The 19,225-nt window shown below is 45.9% G+C and carries 16 protein-coding genes; 6 read left to right on the top strand and 10 right to left on the bottom strand.

Annotation, left to right across the window (positions count from 1 at the left end; all coding sequences use genetic code 11):
* Positions 1-3: 3 nt before the first annotated feature.
* Together NST25_RS02555 and NST25_RS02550 are read right to left on the bottom strand one after the other, a co-directional pair.
* The gene (locus NST25_RS02555; protein ID WP_076124492.1) at positions 4-822 is read right to left on the bottom strand and encodes a TrmB family transcriptional regulator; all 819 of its coding nucleotides are present in this window, start codon (positions 820-822) and stop codon (positions 4-6) included.
* 40 nt (positions 823-862) lie between these two features.
* On the bottom strand, positions 863-1,654 hold the full coding sequence (locus NST25_RS02550; protein WP_076193702.1) for a zinc ribbon domain-containing protein: 792 nt from the start codon (positions 1,652-1,654) through the stop codon (positions 863-865).
* A gap of 204 nt (positions 1,655-1,858) precedes the next feature.
* Here NST25_RS02550 and NST25_RS02545 point away from each other — a divergent pair, with 204 nt between their 5' ends.
* Positions 1,859-2,587, top strand: a complete 729-nt coding sequence (locus NST25_RS02545; protein ID WP_076218890.1) for a GTP pyrophosphokinase family protein — start codon at positions 1,859-1,861, stop codon at positions 2,585-2,587.
* Positions 2,588-2,951: 364 nt separating this feature from the next.
* Here NST25_RS02545 and NST25_RS02540 read toward each other — a convergent pair whose 3' ends face one another.
* The 3 genes from NST25_RS02540 to NST25_RS02530 form a co-directional block, all read right to left on the bottom strand.
* Complete coding sequence (locus NST25_RS02540) at positions 2,952-4,103, bottom strand: YCF48-related protein (RefSeq protein ID WP_340393264.1); 1,152 nt, start codon at positions 4,101-4,103, stop codon at positions 2,952-2,954.
* Positions 4,104-4,243: 140 nt separating this feature from the next.
* Positions 4,244-5,035 carry a hypothetical protein gene (locus NST25_RS02535; protein ID WP_340393263.1) on the bottom strand — a complete coding sequence of 264 codons (792 nt, stop codon included), beginning with the start codon at positions 5,033-5,035 and terminating at the stop codon, positions 4,244-4,246.
* A 33-nt stretch (positions 5,036-5,068) separates the two neighbouring features.
* A complete protein-coding gene (locus NST25_RS02530) occupies positions 5,069-8,164 on the bottom strand; it encodes a DEAD/DEAH box helicase (RefSeq protein WP_076124498.1) in 3,096 nt (1,031 codons plus the stop codon).
* Positions 8,165-8,627: 463 nt separating this feature from the next.
* Here NST25_RS02530 and NST25_RS02525 point away from each other — a divergent pair, with 463 nt between their 5' ends.
* Complete coding sequence (locus NST25_RS02525; RefSeq protein ID WP_076124500.1) at positions 8,628-9,395, top strand: TspO/MBR family protein; 768 nt, start codon at positions 8,628-8,630, stop codon at positions 9,393-9,395.
* A gap of 95 nt (positions 9,396-9,490) precedes the next feature.
* Here NST25_RS02525 and NST25_RS02520 read toward each other — a convergent pair whose 3' ends face one another.
* From NST25_RS02520 to NST25_RS02500, 5 genes are all read right to left on the bottom strand, one after another.
* The gene (locus tag NST25_RS02520; RefSeq protein ID WP_036682524.1) at positions 9,491-9,871 is read right to left on the bottom strand and encodes a RidA family protein; all 381 of its coding nucleotides are present in this window, start codon (positions 9,869-9,871) and stop codon (positions 9,491-9,493) included.
* Positions 9,872-9,964: 93 nt separating this feature from the next.
* Entirely contained in the window at positions 9,965-10,630 is a 666-nt protein-coding gene (locus NST25_RS02515; RefSeq protein WP_076124502.1) for an oxidoreductase, read from the bottom strand.
* A 19-nt stretch (positions 10,631-10,649) separates the two neighbouring features.
* Positions 10,650-11,915 carry an MFS transporter gene (locus tag NST25_RS02510; protein ID WP_036682545.1) on the bottom strand — a complete coding sequence of 422 codons (1,266 nt, stop codon included), beginning with the start codon at positions 11,913-11,915 and terminating at the stop codon, positions 10,650-10,652.
* A gap of 104 nt (positions 11,916-12,019) precedes the next feature.
* Positions 12,020-13,432 (bottom strand): ATP-binding protein, encoded by a 1,413-nt coding sequence (locus NST25_RS02505; protein ID WP_076179738.1) that lies wholly within the window; start codon positions 13,430-13,432, stop codon positions 12,020-12,022.
* Between the two features lie 169 nt (positions 13,433-13,601).
* Positions 13,602-13,805, bottom strand: coding sequence for a CsbD family protein (locus tag NST25_RS02500; RefSeq protein WP_036682530.1), 204 nt, complete (start codon positions 13,803-13,805; stop codon positions 13,602-13,604).
* A 460-nt stretch (positions 13,806-14,265) separates the two neighbouring features.
* Here NST25_RS02500 and NST25_RS02495 point away from each other — a divergent pair, with 460 nt between their 5' ends.
* The 4 genes from NST25_RS02495 (at position 14,266) to NST25_RS02480 (ending at position 18,780) form a co-directional block, all read left to right on the top strand.
* Positions 14,266-15,159 carry an FMN-binding protein gene (locus tag NST25_RS02495; RefSeq protein WP_076124505.1) on the top strand — a complete coding sequence of 298 codons (894 nt, stop codon included), beginning with the start codon at positions 14,266-14,268 and terminating at the stop codon, positions 15,157-15,159.
* Positions 15,160-15,207: 48 nt separating this feature from the next.
* Entirely contained in the window at positions 15,208-17,088 is a 1,881-nt protein-coding gene (locus NST25_RS02490; RefSeq protein WP_076124507.1) for an FAD-dependent oxidoreductase, read from the top strand.
* Between the two features lie 245 nt (positions 17,089-17,333).
* Positions 17,334-17,783 carry a hypothetical protein gene (locus tag NST25_RS02485; RefSeq protein ID WP_076124508.1) on the top strand — a complete coding sequence of 150 codons (450 nt, stop codon included), beginning with the start codon at positions 17,334-17,336 and terminating at the stop codon, positions 17,781-17,783.
* 16 nt (positions 17,784-17,799) lie between these two features.
* Positions 17,800-18,780: a polyprenyl synthetase family protein gene (locus tag NST25_RS02480; protein WP_076124510.1), complete on the top strand. Its 981-nt coding sequence runs from the start codon at positions 17,800-17,802 to the stop codon at positions 18,778-18,780.
* Positions 18,781-19,225: the final 445 nt, after the last annotated feature.

Below are 19,225 nucleotides of genomic sequence, written 5' to 3'. Positions count from 1 at the left end.
TAACTACTGCGCCTGTTCTTCCCCATCATCGCCTTGATCATACATAACATATTTGCTATGAATTTTGCTGTAACGTTCTCCATAACGCTCTACTAATTCTGCGCCCATATCCTGCTCCAGCTCGAACAAGACCATTTCCTGTGTAAAATGATTCAACAGCAGCTCCACTAACACCGGGTGCTCTGTTACCACTGCTTGCGCGGATCCATCATCATAACGCATCCCCAGCATACACCAGCTCCGGTCAATCACAAATGAGAACTTCCGTCCATCCGCCCGCTGCGAATTTTTTCCGAATGACGGCCATACTGGGTAAGAGGCAGCAGCAGCATTGCCACCGTCAAAAGCCCATAAAAGCCTAACACCACGCAGTTCGGCCTGTTCAAGTTCGCTCCGCAGAAGCGACGCTTCCTCGCGCCACATATCCACTACAATTTCCTGCTCTGCCATGTTAAGCTGGCGAATCAGCGCCCCCATTACATTGCGGTCGCCCTCTACATTATAAAAAGAAGGACTAACAGGCCCTCCGCGAGGCATCTCACTTTCCATATAAGCCAGCGAAGCTTGAACTCTTCCCGAGATCATCGTCGCCAGCTCCTCCGGATTGAGAACACTATACCGCGCAGGCTCTCCTTCACCACATCGTACATATCCCTGCTGTGTTAGGCGCTGAAGCGCCGCATACACATTTGATCTTGAAACTCCGAGCTGTTTGGCAACCTCATAGCCAGAAGCCTGACCTTTAGTCGCAAGCTCGACCATGATTTTGGACTCCATCTCCGTGAAGCCCAGATTGCGCAGATGCAGCAGCAGCTGTTCCATCTTGTTGTCCCCCTAAGCCCTAAGCTGACTGATATCTGTACTATATTTGCTCCGATCCACAACGCGGGCACCATAAGGAGCCCTTGGGCAATTCATTCCGACAGATTTGACACTTAATCATATCACGAACACCACTGTCCTGGGTGACTGCGGACTCCTCCTGATGTTCATTCGCGTTCCAATCGCGGATGCGACGATCCAGCTCAAGCTGTCTTTGTCTTTCCCGTTCCAGCTGATCAGCATGTCTGCGATCCCGTTCAATGTCATGTTCGTTCGCCGCATATTCCTCCAATGGCAGCTCATCATCCTCTGAAGGCAGGATCTCAGAATACACCACACTTTGCGGATGGAGCTTCATTGCAATCTCCTTCTCTTCATCCGTTAGCTCATCCGCACCATAGTATTGATCCTCATCCTCTTCGTCCTCATCCACAGTTTTGACGAATACCGGCGGTGACGGAATCTTTCTTGATGTGGTTAGCTCCTCCAGCTTACTTCCACACTTTGGACAAAAGTTTGCATCGAGCGCCACAACATTGCCACAAGAACATAACCGTTCATTTTTCAGTTCAGCAATTCTTGCGCGTTGGACTTCAATTTTTTCCTGAAGCTTGGAACAGGTCCGTGCCAGTTCTACCATTTTGCCTTCAGCTACAGACATATCCTTAGAGCGATACCCTTCATAAAAAAGCCTGCCCATTTTCGTGAATTCCACTTCCATCTCACGTTCAATATCGGAAATAAGCCCGTTCAGCTTGCCGATCTCAACAGAGCTTTGTGCTTTTTCGGTAACCCGGCTCGCACTATCTTTGATTCGTTTCATAAAACTCATTACAGTTCCTCCCTCTCCAGCGATACGTGTTTCTATCATACCAAATGTATCGAACAGATTCATTAATGTGCTTTAATACGCGATTTAGCGGAGAATGTTCCTATAAATTCTTATTTTCCCTGATTTCAGACGTTATTTTGCGTCAGGGGTTCTACATCGGTTAAAATAGAATTAATCACAAATAACGAAATTGGGAGAGTTTCAGTGGAAGAACATGACAGCACACAGCTTACGCTAAAACAGATGCAGGTACACGTTAAGGATCTGCAACATTGGCAAGATAACGAGGATTTCACAAATCTTATCAATGAGTTCAAGTCTCTGCCAGCACTCTATCGCCATGCACTAAACGATCTTGAGAATAAAATCGATGTGATCAAAACGGAATGGCAGGTCCGTGACGGCTTCAGTCCCATCGAGCATGTTAAATGCCGAATTAAAGAACCCAAGAGCATCCTTCAAAAGATGGAGCGCAAAGGTTTCGAGTTCAACTTGGAAAATATGGAGCAGCACATTCACGATATTGCAGGTATGCGGATTGTATGTGCTTTTGTTAAAGATATTTACCGCCTGGTTGATCACCTCAGCACACGCGAAGACATTCGCGTATTGGAGATCAAAGATTATATAGCCCATCCCAAGCCGAATGGGTATCAAAGCCTGCATCTTATCGTCGCAATTCCGCTCGTCCTGCTGGAAGGAACACGCTGGGTCAAAGCAGAAATACAGCTGCGAACCCTAGCCATGGACTTCTGGGCAAGTATGGAACATATTCTGTATTATAAATTCGATAAGCAGCTTCCTTCGCATGTTGCGGAGGAATTGAAGGATGCCGCACGCGCCGCCGATGAACTGGATCAAAAAATGCTGCGCCTACGCCGCGAGATTCTGGAACTTGCAGAAGGGGAATCCCCTGCCGGCGGGCAGGTTTAAGCTTTCATATTTCTACATTTCTCAAAAATTAAGGGGATGTCTCATAAGCCATGACAATGGCTGCTGGGACACCCCCTTCTTTTTAATCGATTAGGCCGTTTGATCGTTACCCTTCGCCGCCGAAGCAAGGTGCTATCGGACACAGCCGATCTTATTCGCAAAATAATCCTCCATTTTGCATACTAACGGACCCCAAAGTCGCTAACGGCATAAAAAACGCCGGATCTGCGCCCTCCTATATAAAATAGCTGCACTGGAGTCCGAAAACATACTGGATAGGCGATAAATGTGTGAATAACGCCTCCTGAGTCCCTAAACCTCAACCAACGGCTAATCATGACCCGGCGTTCCGCTGTATTCAGCCTCAAGGCTTACTAACCAAAGGCTTCCATGTAACGCCGCCATCTGTAGTGGTCTTTAGAAATCCTGGACCCGCCAACCAACCGTTTTTCGGCGTAACGAACTGAATGTTTTCTGCCTTCGCGAATAGCTGTGATGTCGCAATCAACCTCCAGCTTACACCCCCGTTGACAGTCGCCACCAGTTTGCCGCCCTCCTGCAAAGCCCAACCTTCACGAGCGTTCAGCCATGTTGTTCTCGCTGCCTCAGTACCGAGCAATTGAGGGCCAAGCTTCCATGTCCTGCCTCCGTTATCACTTGTGTAAAACACCATACTTCGAATCCCATCGTCAACGATCTCCAGCGGCAGGATGCCTTTCATATTGTCTTTGCCTGAGAATTTAGGCGGATAACTATTACTGTAAGTAAAGGCTGCCAGAGCAGCTGGCTTCTTTAATTGCTCCGGCTTCCAGCTCTTCCCGCCATCCGTAGTTCTGAATGTTAAAATGTATTCTTGCCCATGGTTGCTGGAGGTGATCCAGCCATTCTGGGAATCCTGAAAGGTTATCCCTGTTGGATAGGCTTTAATACTCTCCGTTAGATTTCCGATTCGCTTCCAGCTGTTCCCGCCATCAGCTGTGCGATACAAGGATTTCTCCATCATCCCGAGACCAGGTTCTGAATCCAGCAGCACATACCCGTTATTCACATCGATAAAATGAATAAAACCGCCACTGTATCCTTGCTCCCAATCCTCCGTGACGGGAAGTTTTGTCTCCTTCCAGGTCTGGCCCTGATCAGAGGTATGATAGATCAGGACAGGTTGCCCTATACCATGACTACTTATAATCCAGCCATTTGTGGCATTCAGGAAAAAGCTTGCTGCGGCAAAGATGCCTGTTTCTTGTGGAATAGGAACAATATTGCTGTCCGGATGGTACCAACTACTTGCTCCATCGTTCGTAGTCCATAATCCAGTCTTATCTATTCCCCACCCATGCTTTATGTCATTCATGCTAAATTTAGCAGGATACCCCTGCAAAGAATTCATCTCCGTCTTCAGCTCAGCGGTATTTATCCCCATACTCGAATCTAAACCAAGATTATCATTTACCATGTAGGATTGCAGAAATAACCCAGCAATGATTATCGGGGCAAAAACGGCATATAGTCTCAAATGAAACCCTCCTTTTTCCATTTCCTTCTATTCTATAATCATAGACAGAGTTTAATAGTAAAAGGTTACAGAAGCTTTACCAAAGAAGAAGCCGCCTCCTCAGATAGGAAGCGGCTTCTCTAAACTCCACTGCTGTTTAACTACGCCTTACTTGCACGACGGGCAGCAGCTTCTGCTACTCGATTCATAATCAAAGTTAGGCCTTCTAGAGCCTTAGGTGTCTGAGGCAGCAAAGCTCCCCAGTCTTCCGTTACCGCTGCTACTACCGGCGATGAGGGAAATGGCCTAGCCGTAATCTCATGGAACTGCGGTCCCGGCTGGTGAAGCGAACCTTCAGCAGCCGCTTCTGCAAGCCATTCCCCAGAAGAAATTGCGGGGCCCTTGCGCTCTAACCGTGCTAATTCCGTTGCAAGCTCACTAGCTGGGGCTGCCTCTGTCTCAGAATCATCGGCAGCTATATCAGTTTCAGCCCAAAGGGCAAATATTCCATCCAGGAGTTCTCCCTTAGTAAATCCTCTCAGAGAAAGCGCCAGCAGCGGCTCTTCAGCAAGTCGTTCTTTTATAAGCTGTAGAGTCTCCGCCTGGTTCTCTAACCCTTCCCCCTCAAAGAGGGCTTGCTCCAGCTCTGTATCTGTAGGCAGAAGCTCCAGTTCCGCCAGCCCACCCGTCAATCTCCCTTGCAGCAAAGCAAATACCTCATCCGGACTTAGCGCCAGACGCCGCAATATTTCTTTTCTACGGGCAGCATGCCAGACTGGAACCTTCAGAGAGAGGGGTTGCTCCGGTCTTTGTCCCTGAGGAACAGCAGAAGTACCGACATTCCATTCACCTTTTGCCCGCGACCCTCCCGTCACTTTCCCGGGCGAAGCCGTCCATGCTGCTTTTACTAATCCAGGCACAACTTCCAGCCGCATCTCTAACAGTTCACTCATTGTTCGATCCCTCCGTATTGCTCATGTCTTTCTTTACATCCAATCCTGATCCTGCAGTTCAATAAGCTCCTTCAGTTCATGATTAGACATCTCGGTCAACCATGTTTCACCAGAACCAACAACCTGCTCCGAAAGGCTTTTCTTCCGCTCAATTAATTCGTCAATACGTTCCTCCAGCGTTCCTTGGCAAATCAGCTTATGAACTTGTACGTTCTTATCCTGCCCAATTCGGAAAGCCCGGTCTGTCGCCTGATTCTCCACTGCCGGATTCCACCAGCGATCGTAATGAATAACATGATTGGCCCGGGTTAGGTTCAATCCTACTCCGCCCGCTTTAAGAGATAACACGAAGAAGGCTGGCCCCTTGCCCTCTTGAAAATCATGCACCATCTCGTCCCGCTCCCGTTTTGGAATCCCCCCATGAAGGAACAGCGGCGATGTACCATAACGCTTAGTAAGCTTGCTCACCAGCAGCTCACCCATCGCTACGTATTGCGTAAAGATCAACACAGATTCGCCAACTTCAGCGACACTGTCCAGCACCTCGAACATAACCTCCATTTTACCGGAATGTTCATTGCGTGGACTCCGTCCTTCTTCTTTCCGGAATAGCTGAGGATGATCGCAAATCTGCTTCAGCTTCGTCAGAGAGGATAACACCAGTCCACGGCGGGCCATACCACTGCTCTCCCCGATCACACCGAGCATTTCATCCACGACACCCTGATACAGGGCAGCTTGGGTCTCGGTCAGCGGGCAATAAGACTTCAGCTCCAGCTTCTCCGGTAAATCCTTAGAAATATCCGGGTCACTCTTCAGACGCCGCAACAGGAAGGGGGATACCAAGCGATGTAGCTCCCGCAGACGTTCCCCACCTTCACCAGACACATAACGCTGCCGGAAGGAATGATAGGTTCCTAAATAGCCCGGGTTTAAAAAGTGGAAAATAGACCATAACTCGCCAAGTCTGTTCTCTACCGGAGTACCTGTCATAGCTATGCGATGCGGCGCTGATAACTTCATCACACTCTGCGCCTGCTTCGTACGGTGATTTTTAATATATTGAGCTTCATCCAGCACCACTGTTGACCACTGAACATTGGCTAAATCCTCACTGTCACGGCCTGCCAAATGATAGGTCGTCAGTACGATATCATGACTGGTTGCCAGTTCTAAGAAGCTATCTCCCCGAACACGGCGTCCACCATGATGTATGTGTACATTAAGCGAAGGTGCAAAGCGCTGCAGCTCCCGCTGCCAGTTGCCAAGAAGCGATGTTGGGCAGAGAATCAGTACAGGCTCCTGCTTCTCTTCAGGGGGAGCACTTAACGCCCGGTCCAGCAGGCAGGTGATAACCTGCACCGTTTTACCTAGACCCATATCATCGGCGAGGCATACCCCAAAACCCAGACCACTGAGCTCGGCCAGCCACTGATAACCCCGCTCCTGATAAGGTCTTAAAGTTCCATGCAGACCCTCAGGTACAGGACGCACCGGAAGATTACGTAATACATCTCCGCGCATAAGTGATGCCAACAGCCCGGATGTCTCCATCCCAGTGACGGACATTCCTTTCCAGAGCCGATCTTCACCATCCTCGGCTTCTAGACGCATCCAATCCGCGGCAGTCATTTCTCCGTTTTCATGGCGTTTCATATATCTAAGAACCTGGCGGATTTCTTTAGGATCTATCTCGATCCATTCCCCGCGGAAACGTACAAAAGGTACACCGGCCTCTACTAATGCATTTAATTCTTCCTCACTAATCGTACTATCTCCAAGCGAGGCCTCAATACGGAACGAGATCAGCTCTTCCATACCCAGAGCTGCGGGCGCAGGGCTATCGCCCCCGTTCACGCCCGGCTGCATTTTCATCTTCATGCCAATGCGGCGGCGTCCCTCACGGCTCCAGCGCGAAGGCATCTGCACCGTTATTCCCCGATCGCGCAGCTGCTGCACCGTCTCCTTCAAAAAGAAATAAAGACGCTCCGGTTCCAAATCCGCCCCCGTGGGCGCAGGCTTAGCAAGAGCGCGCTGAATATCCGGCGATATCTTCGCAGCCCGGCCCAGCGCTATAAGCAGCTGCTGCTGGATATTGCGATAGCGTTTACCCCATAACGTAAACTCTCGTTCTTTACTACTCCAGATCGATTTGGCGGGAAACCAGAATTCCCCTTCTTCCTTATTCTCCGCCCAGAAGGTTAACCGCCAGACTTCATTATTGTTTTCATTGTCTTCTGGCGGCTCCAGCCGTAGCCCAAGACCCAGCTGCCCGCTCCGTGCTTCCTCTGGCTCTGAATGTGGTACATCGCTGCCAGCGGTCTCGTTCACAGTGACCAAAAGGTCTGTCACCTCTGCTGGAGTTCCTTGCACGGGTATATCTCGGCTTCCAGTGAGAAGGCTATTCCACCACAGTTCAGTTAAAGGGGAATAACCCCGGCGATAATTCGCTTTATAAGGGATTAACTCACTTTCAATGCCCGCAATTACTTTTTTTATCTCAGCAGTCATTACAGCCTGCATAAAGGAGTAAAGCACATATGCTCCAGCCTCATCACGAGAGGATAAATCCCCTGCCTCTGCGATATGCGTTCCTAGTGCAAGAACAGGCATGGATGCTGCCAGCTGCAGAAAGATCTCTTTGTCCTCCTGCTTTCGGAAAGCTGGCGACCAGCAGACCGTCGCCGCCTGTTCGCCGCCGCGGCGACGTGAGCCCACAGGGCGTGGTGGCAAGGCCCCCGGCGTAATCCCGCCCGTACCCATCAGCTCCAGCGCAAAACGTGCCGCTGCTGCCCAGTAACGCAGTTCGCCGCCTGGCTCCACTCCCTGATCTCGGCATAACGTCTCATCCCATGCCAGAAGCAGTTGAAATGCATCGCTAGGAACCAAGGCGAGCCCTTCGAACGTTCGTCCGGGCAATCCGCGCCGGGCTGGCTTCCCCTCTACAGGGGGAGCCGGATATTTCACTTCTGCCAGACGCAGAGCAGCAGTTGCAAAAGGACGCACTCCTCCCTGTAGCTCCATCCGCTTCACTACGCGAGTCCAAGCGTCAACCTTCGGCTCCGAAGTTTCGCCAGAGAAGCAAAATAAAACGTCCCCTAACCATATTGCATACAGATGCTTAGTCATCGGTGATCTCCTGTCTTTTAAGCAAGCAAAAAAAGAACCAGCCCCATACCATCAGGAAGGGTAACTGCAACCTTTTCCGCGAGAAATAAATTTTGAAGCTATACAAGTAGAAGCCGCTTCTTCCTCTTCTAGAGAGGGAATGCGCTCCTGCGGTAAATATAAGGATAAAGAACTAGGACAAAACTTATATTTTCTTGAATCTTCATCTCTTCATCTTATACGAAAAAGCGCTGATTTAAAAACATTTCTGCATATTTTCTGTAGATTTTTATGAAATAAAGTTGAAGGATATAGAAACACCCAGTAATTTGATTCATTTAAAATACCCCGCACTACTGCCCTGCTATCCAAGAATGTTATGACTCACTAGTCACTTCTTTTCTTTTTATAGTCTTAATTAGGCCAAAAAGGGGTATATTCTAAATAAGCAACACCCTATTAAAAAAGCTAGGGAGTGAATTATTTGAGACGTTATAATCCTTATAAATGGTGGAACCTCGTATTCTTTGTGGGTGTAATTATCGTAAATGTGCTGGCGGTAACCTTGCCTTTGGGCGGAAACAGTACAGGAGAAATCTCTGACAAATATAAGACTTACATGACTCCTGCTGGCTACGCATTCTCCATTTGGTCGCTGATCTACCTCTTGTTAGCCGGTTTCGTTATTTATCAATTCCGCTCCTATACAAGTTCTAGGGATTCTGTACGAGCTATTTCGTTCTGGTTTATCCTGAGCTGTGTTTTTAATATGAGCTGGCTTTTCCTCTGGCAGTATTTATATATCGAGCTTTCTTTGATTGCCATGGTGTTAATGTTAATTTCCATCATTGTTATCTATCGCCGAACGCGCCAGATCGCAAATCCTACTTCAGGTGAGAAATGGCTGATCAAGCTACCCTTTAGTATATACCTTGGCTGGATCTCTGTGGCGACTATCGTGAATGTTAGCGTTGTTCTGGAGAAAAATCATTGGGATGGGTTTGGACTTAGCGGGATAACCTGGGCCGTGATCATGCTCTGCGTGGGGACACTGCTTGCGGTGTTAGTCAGCTATCCTAACCGAGACAGCATCTATCCTCTGGTCTTCGTATGGGCTTTCATCGCGATCGCCTTGGAACATAGAGAAGCTAATGCAGTCTTTGTAACGGGCACAGTAACGGCAGGTCTTCTGCTGCTCTACAGCATTTGGCTATTGCTCACACCACGCCGCAGAAGATACAGCAGATACTGATTGTCCTCTTGATAATATAAAAAGGCAGGCTAAGAAGGTGATCCTCCTTAACCCGCCTTTTTTTTGTAGAATAATCTAGAAGTGCGAAATCATATTTATTTCTTACGTGCTACCGCTTCGATCTCAACAAGTCCGTCTTTGGGAAGTCGAGCAACCTCAATGGCACTGCGGGCAGGATAAGGTTCTTTAAAGAAAGTGCTGTAAACCTCGTTAACTGCTGCAAAATCATTCATATCTTTTAGGAATACGGTGGTCTTCACTACATGATCCAGTGATGCACCAGCTTCCTCAAGAATAGCTTGTACATTGCTAAGTGCTTGACGAGCTTGTTCCTGAACGCCCTCAGCCAAATTCCCTGTCTCGGGATTAAGGCCCAGTTGTCCTGAAGTGTATACCCAACTACCGGTGGTAATGGCTTGACTATAAGGACCAATGGCTCCTGGTGCTTTTGTAGTAGCTACTTGTTTTTTACTCATCTTGTTACCCCTCTCCATTAAACGCTGATCATTTATTGTCCATTGTAAGTCCTGTTCTCACCGTAATGCAAATTTATTAGCAGCCCGAAAAACTTAACGTTTTCCAATCACATGTATTACTTCATTCGTGTAGATATGCAAACCATGCGTGTCAGCAGAGGCAATGTTAACCATAGCTCTCGCCACAGTTACACCAGGTATGGCACGATATTTAGCCGCTTTGCCAACCATCACAAACTCCAGTGCTTTCATCAATCTAGCCGCGACGCGTTCTCCCAGTCTGAATTCCTCACGATGACCCAGCAGCAAGGATGGCCGAAACAAATGCAGCCCTTGAAAACCGATTTTGCTTAACGCTTCCTCTGCTCTCCCCTTAGTCCGACTGTAGAAATTGCGCGATTTGGCATCTGCCCCCATGGATGAAACAACCAAGAACTGTTTAACACCGTGATCTCTCGCAATAGCAGCAGCTGCAAGCGGATAATCCAGATCGACACGTTCGAACTGCTCTTGTGAACCTGCCTTCTTGATCGTAGTCCCGAGGCAACAGAAGATGGAATGAACGCCTTCGAACGAATCGCTATACTCCGCCAGGCTCTCCCAATCCACAACGATTTGCTTAAGCTTAGGATGTTCTAAAGCTAATGGAGTCCGTACAAGCACTCTCACCTCACCCCATCCTTCACGATTCAGCAATTCCTCCGTAACCGCTTTCCCTACTAATCCAGTAGCCCCTAATACCAACGCAATCCTTAACATGGAATAGTCCCCTTTACTTCTATTCGTCCTTTAGAATACGACGGCCCAGCAGGAAGGCAAGAGCGATCATAAGCGTTCCCACTACCAACTGCATACCGTATACTTGGGTCCATTGCGGCCAGTGGGCAATTTTTTCATACAGCTGTCCCCCAATAAGCGGACCAAAAAAGGATGATAAACCCGTAAGCGCCGCATAGGTCGCCATATACATAGGCCGTTCTTTTTTCGGCGTGTCTCCAATAATAAAATTAAAGGCCAGCTGGTTGAAACCGCCTACACCTACACCAAAAACAATATGAGCGGCAAACAACACCAACAGCATCGGCAACACAGACAAGAGTCCCCACATCAACGAGGACAAGGCAATAATCGGCAACGTAAAGAACAACAGACGTTTATTGCTATATTTTGCATTTAGATTACCCCAAACGTAGAAACTAGCCATCATAAAAAGAGTCTGGGACACATTAAGCAGTGATAACGTTTCATAATTTATATGAAGTAACTGCAACATGACATACGAGTATAGCGGAACAGTTAAATTCTGCAGCAGCAACCAGGCGGCCAGAAACAAAGTAGACTTCATAAATAAAGTATCTTTAAGCGGTTTCTTAAACATCGGTAAAAATTTATGTTCTTCCGATTTCTCGAAAGGCACGTCGGGATAAAAAAAGAATACAACGACGTTAGAGATCGCGAAGATCCACACAACAATATAAAGAATCAAAAAGCCATGGCTCCCGGGATAACGATCCAAAACGATACCCCCACCATACATTACCAGACTACCGAGTGCATTCAGGAACGTATTACGAATCCCAAAATAGCGTCCACGCACACGTGCCGGAACAAGATCGCTGATCACAGAGCTCCACAGCACACCACCCGCCGTATTGGCAATAAAAGCAGTAGTATATAAGGCTATAAAAGCCATGACCCAATACTCTTTAGGAAAAATAAACGGAATTAGCCCCGTAGAACTCCAAAGTATCCTATGCAGGCCGATAAAAGTAACCATAGCCCATTTGCGGCTTGGCAGCTTCTGAATCAAAAAAGCTACCCCGATCTGCATCACGTTAACCAAAGTGGTAAGCGCTAGCACAAATCCAATTTGACTTGAAGTGGCTCCTAAATATAGCAGGAATCCTGTTAGAAACTGCCCTTGCAGCAGGACCTGGAAAATGGTCGATGGCACACCTTCCCAGGTAGCAATGCGCAAATTCCTGCGATGTACTGAGGTTTTACGGACACGCTTTGAACTAGTAACTGTGTGCTTAGTTTCCATGTTGTTCATAGAAAGGGGTAACACTCCTTTGATGCGGCATTTGCTTCATTCTACTCCGCATCAATCTACTGTCAATACGCCAAATTAACAAATAATATTGGAGCTTACTCTTCTATGAATTCGAGGGGTAAATAAAGCGAAAAACGACTCCCTTTACCCTCCTCACTTTCTAAAGTAATGAACCCTCCGAGCAGTCTGGCCAAATCATTACTAATAGAAAGTCCTAATCCTGTTCCGCCATATTTTCGACTAATTGTTCTATCCGCCTGTTGGAAGGCTTCAAAGATCATGGCATGCTTCTCTGGTGCAATACCTATCCCACTATCTTCTACCTCAAATACAATCCAATGCTTCACAATAGCTCTTTCCCCACGTTCCTCTTGACGAATACGGAGTGCGACATGGCCAGACTTTGTAAATTTAAAAGCATTAGAGAGCAAATTACGCAGGATCTGCTGAATCCGCTGTGGATCGGAATGAATCATTTGCGGGATATTTTCTTCCATAGCAATAGTAAATTCCAGTTCCTTTTGTTTAGCCGTGACAGCGAATTGCATAGCCAGGATCTCTGGGATCTCAATAACACTTAAATCTTCATTTATAATATCTAATCGACCTGCTTCCACTTTGGAGAGATCTAATATATCGCCAATTATCATCAATAATTCTTCACCAGAACGGCGGATAATGGCTGCATACTCACTCATTTCTGCTTCCGTAAGAGAATTATCATTGTCTTCAATTAATTGCGATAAATTAATGATGCTATTCAGTGGTGTTCGAAGCTCATGAGACATATTGGCCAGAAATTCGGATTTAAATTGCGAAGCCATCATTAACTGATCGGCACGTTCTTCAAGCGCTATCTTATTCTTATGCAGCTCCTCCGTCTGGGCAGACAGTTGTTCATTAGCACGCTGAATCTGCACATTCCGTAAGAGTCCTAATTGAAAGTCACGAATAATTAAGGAGAATAGAACACTTAGAATCAACCCTGCAGGGAAAGTAATCGGCATAATCTCTCTTATGTACTCTGGGGCGGGAATCACACCAAACACCATAATGTTGATTGCATTCATTACATTTACGACTAGAATCACGATCAAACCTTTGTTCACTATGCATAAGCTAGATCGTCTGACCCAGTAGCTAAGCGCAGCACAAACAAATCCTAGAATGGACAAATTAATTGTACCAGCCATTGCTGCCTCATTTACTCCAAAAGTTAACCGTGTAAGACCTGTTCCTATACCAATCAAAACAAGAATGAAAGGATGCGGATAAGCCAGCGTTGAAATAATAAGTGGCACAAAACGTAAATCAAAAATCACATGCTCATCCAGCCTATATCCAAAAAGAGTACTAATCCACCCGGCAAAGATGGCCAGTAATACCCAGCTTACTTTCTTTATTCTTACACTTGCATTTGAAATGGTGCTTTTATATATAAGATTAGCCAAATAGGCTACAGCTATTAGCATCGCGGTGTTTCCAAAAAATATTTTAAGATAACCCATAGATTCACTCCCACCTTGGCAAAATAAATTACAACTTTCATCTCATAATACTACCATACTAAAGCCCTATTCGATAACTAACCGCCCACGGACGCAGAAGAAGAGCGCAAATCAGATGCGATTTGCGCTCTTCTTCTGGAATTTTATTATAGACGTCATTAGTAACGAATTAATCGCGGTAGGAACGTCCCCAAGTTTGGTACTCTTTTTCCGCGTCTTCTTTCGTGTGTCCATAACGTTCTTGTAGTTTACCTACTAATTTATCCTTTTCACCATCAATTACGTCAAGATCATCATCTGTAAGCTTGCCCCATTGCTTCTTGGCCTCGCCTTTGAGCTGTTTCCATTTCCCTTTAAATACATTGTTGTCCATTATAAGCTCATCTCCTTAGCTGAATTAATTAGGGTAGGATCGTTATCCCGTGTTACCTTTACTTACCCTTCCCCATTCGCTATGAATCTTTCCGCCATTCATGGCATTAGCAAATTAAGTCGTATTCTGTCACATATATTTTTTAATTTATGTATTCAAATCTTTTAAAATTTGATATAATCCAGATATAAATTAAATATTTAATTTTTTAAGTGATTTATTTCACAAATGTTTTCCTACTCCATATGCTAGAATGCCATCGGAGATAAAACAACATCATTAAATTTTTTTCTAATCTATGCCGATATAAGTCATGATACTGTTACAAAAGGGTAATAAGGTATGAGATTAAAGTGACAAATATCATTTATAAAGTGATTTTTATCACTTCGCTCGAATATTAAAATGTTTTACATTTTAATATATATATTTTAAACTATATTTTTGGAGGTCATTTGAAATGAAAAAAGCTTCTGTTATCTTGTCGAGCGCACTTATCCTTGGATTGCTCGCAGGTTGTGGTAACAACACAGACAACGCCGCAGCCCCTACTAACGCACCAGCTGAAACAACTGCTCCTGCAACAAATTCCGGTAACGCTGGAACTGAAGCTGGACAGTACAAAGACGGAGTTTACTACGGTACTGCTGACGTTGATGCTAAAACTGGCTGGCAATATTTTGCACTCTTAACTGTAGAAGGTGGAAAGATCACTAAAGCTGACTGGGATGCCTTTAACGTTAACACTGCAGGCGACCTGAAGAAAAAGGTTTCTGAAGATGGTAAATATGGCATGAAAGCTGGCGGTGCTTCTTCTGAATGGCACGAGCAAGCAGCTAAAGCTGAAGAATTCCTGATCGAAAAACAAGATCCAGCAGCTATAACTTTTGATGCTGAGGGGAAAACTGATGCCATCTCTGGTGTATCCGTACACGTATCTGACTTTGTAAAAGCTGCTCAAGCTGCTCTTGCTGCTGGTCCAGTAGAAGCTGGTCAATATAAAGACGGAGGCTACCATGCTGAAGGCGAAATGGACGCTGAATCCGGTTGGAAATCCACTGTTGACCTGACTGTTGCTAACGGTAATGTTGTAGCTGTTAAATTCAGTGGTTTGAATGCTGCTGGCGATGACAAGAAGCAATTCTCCGTTGATGGTAAATATGGTATGAAAGCTGGCGGCGCTTCTGCTGAATGGCATGAAGAAATCGCTTTGGCTGAAAAATACTTCCTTGAAAACAAAGGTACTGCTCCAACGCTTGATGCTGAAGGCAAAACTGATGCAATTTCCGGCGTGAGTATTCATGTTGGTGAATATTTTACACTTGCAGAAAAAGCACTCGAAGGCGCGAAATAATTTCGCAGGACCTTCTGCAGCTAATCAGACGAATGAGGTGAATTTCTCTTGAAGAAAATAGTCATTTTGGGCGGCGGCTACGGCGGCGTACTCACGGCTAAGAAACTGGCAAAGAAATTTAAGAAAAACAAAGATGTTGAAATTACACTGATCGACCGGAATCCATATCACACTCTATTGACTGAGCTGCATGAGGTTGCCGCGAACCGTGCTCCAGAGGATTCAATCAAGATCGATCTTAAGAAAATTTTTGCGGGCCTTAAAGTAGATGTTGTTCTTGATGAGATCAGCAATATCGATTTCAAAAGCAGAAAACTTAAGTCCGATAAAGCTACCTACGCTTACGATTACCTTGTAATCGGCACAGGTAGCAAACCAACCTTCTTCGGCATTCCAGGCGCAGAAGAAAACACCTTCTCCTTCTGGTCTTACGATGATGCGGTAGCATTGAAACGCCAAATCCGCGATATGTATACCAAAGCGGCTATGGAGAAAAATCCAGCTGTACGCCGTGCTATGCTGACCTTCGTTATTATCGGTGCCGGCTTTACTGGTGTCGAGCTGGTTGGTGAAATGGCTGAACAACGCGAGGAATTATGCAAGGAGTTCTTTATCGACCCATCCGAAGTAAGATTGATTGTGGCTGATATGGCTCCGAAGATTCTGCCTATCCTTCCAGATAAGCTGATTCAAAAAGCTGAAGCTCGCCTTCGTAAGCTGAACGTGGAAATCGTTACTGGCGCTAAAATCACCGAAGTAGGCAATGGTAGTGTTGCCCTTGGTGAGAAAAACGTCGTCGATTCCCAAACAATTGTTTGGACTGCTGGTGTTGAAGGCTCCGAAATCGTTGGTGGACTTGAAGTTCAACAACAAGGCCGCAAACGGATTGTTACGAATGAGAACCTGGAAAGTGTAGATCATAAGAACGTCTACGTAGTAGGGGACAACATTTTCTACATTCCTGAAGGTGAAACTCGTCCTGTACCACAAATGGTTGAGAACGCTGAACAAGCCGCTCCGATTGTTGCTGGCAACATTGCCGCCGACATTCAGAACACTGCTAAAAAAGCTTACAAACCAGGTTTCCACGGTACAATGGTCTCCATTGGTAGCCGCTACGGCGTAGCTAACGTTGGTCTGCCAGGTAAGTTCTTTATGCTTACTGGATTCATGGCAATGCTATCCAAACACTTTATTAATATGTTCTACCTGTCTCAGGTTGTCGGATTCAATAAAGTATGGACATATATGATGCATGAATTCTTCCATGTTGAGAACCGCAAGAGCTTCTTGGGTGGTCACTTCTCCAAACGTTCACCTAATTTCTGGCTCGTTCCACTTCGTGTTCTACTTGGGGGTATGTGGTTATACGAAGGTATTGAGAAGATCCAAAAGATTTGGAAAGATCCAGATAAGATTTTCTTGATTCCAGCTGCTCCTTTTGCAACGGATGCTTCATCAGCAGCCAGTGTTGCAGTAGATGCAGTTAAAGACACCGTAGATGCACAATCTGCAGCTTCAGCAGTATCCACTGCAAAAGAAGCAGTTGAAGCGTTGCCTGTACCTAACTTCGTATACAACATTACAAACTGGTTCATGGATTTGATGTTCTACAACAACGACGGAAGTTATACTTTCCTCGCGAAATGGTTCCAAATCGGTATGGTATGTGCAGAAATCGTCTTCGGTATTATGCTCATCGTTGGTCTCTTCACAGCACTTGCTTCTATAGCGACCGTAGGCATGTCGGTCATGATTTGGTCAACCAAAATGGCCTCGACAGAAATGTTATGGTACGTTGCTGCTGGTATTGCCTGCATCGGCGGATCGGGAAGCACACTTGGTCTAGACTACTATGTACTTCCTTGGCTTAAGAAACAGTGGAAGAGAATTCCGCTCGTCAGACGATGGTATCTATACACCGACTGATAATAAAACCCTGAATTTGTGTAATTTATCATATAGAACATATGTGCAAATTGTATTTTATTAGGGTTAAATATGGATATACTTCAGAGTAATGTGTCCCTAGGACACATTACTCTCCTTATTTACAAGAAGAAAATAACCTTCCTAATCCTAGGAAATGGTGGTTTTTTCTTGAATGAATGGTTTTGTAGGGATGATCGGGGTATGGTTTCTTCCGGCAAAACCGACAAGAAGGAGAGAATCTTGTGAACAAACAACTCATAGAAGATACCCTCCGGTTGTTGCATACTGAAATGTCACCTATTGCCGGAATTGAGCTTCAGCCCTCTCCGGCTGCATGTGAACAGCTAATCTCGGTACTGGAACGCCATGATCTGGAATACAGCCGCAAAGTCAATTTGCTGGGTATTTACACTATTCTCACTTTGGCAGCAGAGCGCCATATGGAATGTATCCCACATCATCCCGACCTTACACGCAACATTTTGGATGGAGATTATTTGTATAGCTTTTACCTGCAGTTTGCGGTGAAATGCCGTGAGCTCGACTTAGTTGCTTATCTAGCTCCTTCGATCAAAAAAATGCAGATTAGACGGTCAAATGGAGACTTCGCGGAACATGATCCAGCTACTGGAATCGAAGAGTTCTTGATTCAAGAGTGCAGACAGCGTAGTCGCACAAGCAAAGCCATTTGACAGGTGGGATCCATAAATGAAGCTGCATGAGGCCTTAAATATAGACATAAATGAAATCAACCGCGAAATCGTAAACCTTGTGACGCGTGATAAAGATGTACCTAAGAAATCTCAGCTCGCGCAAAGTGTTCTAGAGCTTATAAATTCCGGTGGTAAACGCCTTCGTCCCCTCATGGTCATTGTTGGCAGTCGGTTTGGCCGTAAGGATACCGGTCGCAGAGCGCTTCAATTAGCTGCTGCTGCTGAATTTATTCATGCCGCCTCATTAATTCATGATGATATCATTGACCGTTCTGAGTTACGGCGGGGCGTACCCGCCTTACATATTAAGACGGGTACATTGTCAGCAGTACATGTTGGTAATTACATGTCCGCTCGGGTCATCGAGCTGCTGAGCAAATATACAGGAGATAAAAACAGATACGTTCATGACTTATCCTCTGTAGCCACCGCTCAGCTGTGTCTGGGTGAATATCAGCAAATGGAACATGCTTTTGATTATGAAATTACAATGGATCAGTATTTGGAGAAATCCTTAAACAAAACCGCTCTTCTTATGGCAACCTGCTTACGGGTTGGTGCACTGTCCACTGAAAGCACCGAAGAAGTTGCCAATCTCCTTTATAATTTTGGAGAAGCCTTAGGGATGTCCTTTCAGATACAAGATGACTTGCTAGATTTCACACAGTCCGCCGATGTCCTAGGCAAACCTGCCGGTAGCGACCTGCGACATGGTCAGGTCACCCTGCCAGTGCTGTACGCCTTGCAGGACCCTAAGCTCTCGCCTGTGATCCGTGCAATCGGCCCGGATTCTTCCGACGCTGAAGTAGCACATGTGCTCACCCTAATTAACAATAGCGATGCCCTCGCTCGCGCTGAACGGGTCAGCCAGAACTATCTGGATAAAGCTGCAGCTATTGTGCAGCAGCTCTCCTCCTACCCTGCGCATGCTGATCTGGAAACGTTGCTGCAATATTTTGCGGACCGTGATCGCTAAAGCGTACGATCTAATACAAATAAAAACGGATACCTCCCATTCACTTGGGGGTATCCGTTTTTTTGATTTAGACACATCATTTTATTGATCTTGTCGCAATTCAACTGCTATTTTTCCGCTTCAACAGGACAAGCTAAACACGCAAACGCAGCGTAGCGCACATGAGCTAATTCAGTCATTCTACTCCATCGGATATAATTAGGGAAAACCTCCCTAAAATTAGCTAATAATCGTTCGAAAACCACGATATTAGGGAATTCCTCCCTAATAAAGTCCACTTTAGCATGCTTTTAAGAGTAACCAGCTGTATTTCAGGGAGAAATTCCCTAAAACAGAGTCAAAGGATAAAAAACTCAATAAGATTAGGGAGGTTTTCCCTAATCTTTGCATTCAACTCGTAGCTTCCCCCTTGCAGAGCGGGGAACCGAGTCAACACAAAAAAAGA

Source organism: Paenibacillus sp. FSL E2-0190 (assembly GCF_037992965.1).
Lineage (GTDB): Bacteria > Bacillota > Bacilli > Paenibacillales > Paenibacillaceae > Paenibacillus_AQ > Paenibacillus_AQ odorifer.
This window is presented reverse-complemented; position numbering and strand designations above follow the sequence as displayed.